We start from the raw sequence: 2,747 nt of genomic DNA on the forward strand, positions 1-2,747 counted from the left end.
GAAACGCGCCCCTCGCAGCCGTCAACGCCATGATTTATATGCGAAATATCACGATTACGACAGCGAAATCAGCGACTTACTTGGAGAATGTGGGTTGTTAAGAATTTTAGCGGATGATGGTCGGGCGGCGAGCAGCCGCCTTTGCCGAACCTGCGCCCGTGGTCCGAACCATTTTCAAATGAAGACAATCACCAAATGAACCTATGAAGCAGATCACCAAATGATCATTCTGGCCTGTGCCCATCCCTGCGGACCCGCAGGTTGGGACATCAAAGCTTCATTTGATCAAATGAAGATTATCCCCATTTGATCATTCCGTGCGCGCGTTGCAGCGCAGGTCCTGCGCAGCGGCGGTCGCTGATAAAGGGAGCCTGCCGCGCCACTGGCCGGGCAAGCTTGTAGCGGCCCCGGCGGTGCCATGAAGGCCGTGACCAGTTGCGTGAATGCCGATGCTGAGAGAACCGGGATAACCCCGTCGCGCCAGCCCCGGTTACCTATCCCGTCCACATGGCTGAAGCTCAAATCCGACGTCTTGCTCATGCTGGATAGAAGTCTGGGGTAACGTCTTGGTCGCTGGCGCCATGATCAAATGAGGCTTTCCACCCAATGAGGCTATGAAGCAGATCACCCGATGATCAAATGAACATATTGACCCATGTCTGACTCTACGAAGCCGCAGGCTGTGAACCGCGCCGGGTTTGCCGGAGGCTGATTTCGGTTAGTTACGCGGCCATGGCGTCAGTTTCCAGAGCGGCGTAGAAGTTGACCTCGGCTTCTGCGGGCGGGATGTTCCCGATCGGCTCGAGCAGGCGGCGGTTGTTGAACCAGTCCACCCATTCAAGGGTCGCATATTCGACGGCCTCGAAGCTGCGCCAAGGTCCGCGTCGGTGGATGACCTCGGCCTTGAACAGGCCGTTGATCGTCTCGGCCAGCGCGTTGTCGTAACTGTCGCCCACGCTGCCAACCGAAGGTTCGATGCCTGCTTCTGCGAGGCGCTCGGTGTAGCGGATGGCCAGGTATTGGGAGCCGCGGTCGCTGTGATGAACCAGTCCCATGCCCTTGGCTGGCCGGCGTTCGTGGACCGCCTGTTCCAAGGCATCGAGGACGAACCCCGCATGCGCCGAGGTGCTGACACGCCAGCCGACGATCTTGCGGGCATAGGCGTCGATGACGAAAGCCACATAGGCGAACCCCTTCCAGGTTGCGACATAGGTGAAATCACTGACCCAGAGCATGTTGGGTGCCGGCACCCGGAACTGGCGGTTCACCTTGTCCAGCGGACAGGGTGCCCTCTTGTCGGGGATCGTCGTCCTGTGCGGCTTGCCCCGGACAATGCCTTGAATACCCATGACCTTCATCAGCCGTGCCAGCGTGCATCGGGCAACGTCGAAGCCCTCGCGGCGAAGCTGCCGCCAGATCTTCCGGACGCCGTAGACGCGCCAGTTCTCCTCGAAGACCCGCAGGATCTCGGGGCGCAGCGCCTCATCCCGGCGCGCCCGTTCCGACAGCCGGGACGGATCGGCCCGCTTTGCCAGATGTTCATAGTAGGTGGACGGGGCGATCGGCAGAACCGCGCAGATCGGCTCGACCCCGTGCCCATCCCGGTGCGCGTCGATGAAACCCACCATCACTTCGACCGGCGGTCGAGCTCCGCCATCGCAAAATATGCGCTCGCCTTCCTGAGGATCTCGTTGGCCTGGCGCAACTCGCGGTTCTCCCGCTCAAGCGCCTTCATCTTCTCGGCCAAATCACTCGGGATGCCCGCGCGCCGACCGCCGTCGACCTCGGCCTTCTTGACCCAGTCGTTCAGGGTCTGTGGCGTGCAGCCGATCTTCGCCGCGATCGACATCACCGCCTGCTAGCGTGACGCATGCTGACCCTCGTTGTCGAGAACCAGTCGCACGGCACGTTCGCGGACCTCAGGGGAAAACTTGTTCGTCGTCTTGCTCATGATGCTCCATCCTACTCAAGAGTTGGAGCCTCCGGCAAACCCGGCGCGGTTCAGCCTGCGGATCGCAAGCAGCATAAGAAACGCTATTCGTGGCTCACAGCACGTTGCAAAAATTCTATCTTTCCTCGACGAGATCAAGCCGATCTTCGACAAGATTGGCGACCTCGCGAAGAAACTCCGCCAAAGCATCGAAGAGGTCGGAGAACGTGTCATAGACCAGCTGCACCGAGTGGTTCGCTCGTCACGCTATTGGCGCAAAAGGCTGGACGATCTGGCGAGACAGGGACATGGACCGCAGCGGCATGAGGGAGATGTTACAGACCGTCAGCTTCTTGATAGGAGTCTTCTTGGGCATGATCCAATGACGGGAAGTGAAGTCGATTTCGATAAGTTCAGAAAAAAATATGGGGTCGGGTATGATCCAGTCAGCCACGGCACACCACCCGATTTCGGTGGCCGAAGCATTAACGTTCCGGGAAAAGGCGAATTGCCCGTGATTATGAGCAACTCAATAAGACACACCAAGGGAGCTCATGCGACAAAGATAAATACAGCAGCTGATTATGTTCGGGCCTATGATAGGATTATAGAAGATCAGCGATTCAAATCATTCGAAACTGATTCCAAACAATTCTTGGGAATTGAGCTGCCGGCTGCGGATATATTTGGTAGAAACTTTCAAGCCCGCTTCAAAGGCTATGATCCCACATTCTCCAAGTAAGTCGCTGATTTCGCTGTCGTAATCGTGATATTTCGCATATAAATCATGGCGTTGACGGCTGCGAGGGGCGCGTTT

At 57.6% G+C, this 2,747-nt stretch carries 2 protein-coding genes, 1 pseudogene and 1 other annotated feature; of the genes and pseudogenes, 2 read left to right on the forward strand and 1 reads right to left on the reverse strand.

Annotated features, from left to right (window positions below):
• Window positions 1-199 (forward strand): hypothetical protein (locus ACFOMH_RS20475; protein WP_377746782.1); only part of this gene is annotated, 199 nt, incomplete at its 5' end.
• A gap of 523 nt (window positions 200-722) precedes the next feature.
• On the opposite strand, the pseudogene ACFOMH_RS20480 reads toward ACFOMH_RS20475, so the two are convergent.
• A pseudogene (locus tag ACFOMH_RS20480) lies at window positions 723-1,951 on the reverse strand (IS3 family transposase).
• Window positions 1,554-1,670: a sequence feature (AL1L pseudoknot), on the reverse strand. (Overlaps the previous pseudogene by 117 nt.)
• Here ACFOMH_RS20480 and ACFOMH_RS20485 point away from each other — a divergent pair.
• Window positions 1,932-2,672, forward strand: a complete 741-nt coding sequence (locus ACFOMH_RS20485; RefSeq protein WP_377746784.1) for a hypothetical protein — start codon at window positions 1,932-1,934, stop codon at window positions 2,670-2,672. The pseudogene ACFOMH_RS20480 and the gene ACFOMH_RS20485 overlap by 20 nt on opposite strands.
• Window positions 2,673-2,747: the final 75 nt, after the last annotated feature.

It is taken from the genome of Paracoccus mangrovi (assembly GCF_042648425.1).
In the GTDB taxonomy this organism is placed as follows: domain Bacteria; phylum Pseudomonadota; class Alphaproteobacteria; order Rhodobacterales; family Rhodobacteraceae; genus Paracoccus; species Paracoccus mangrovi.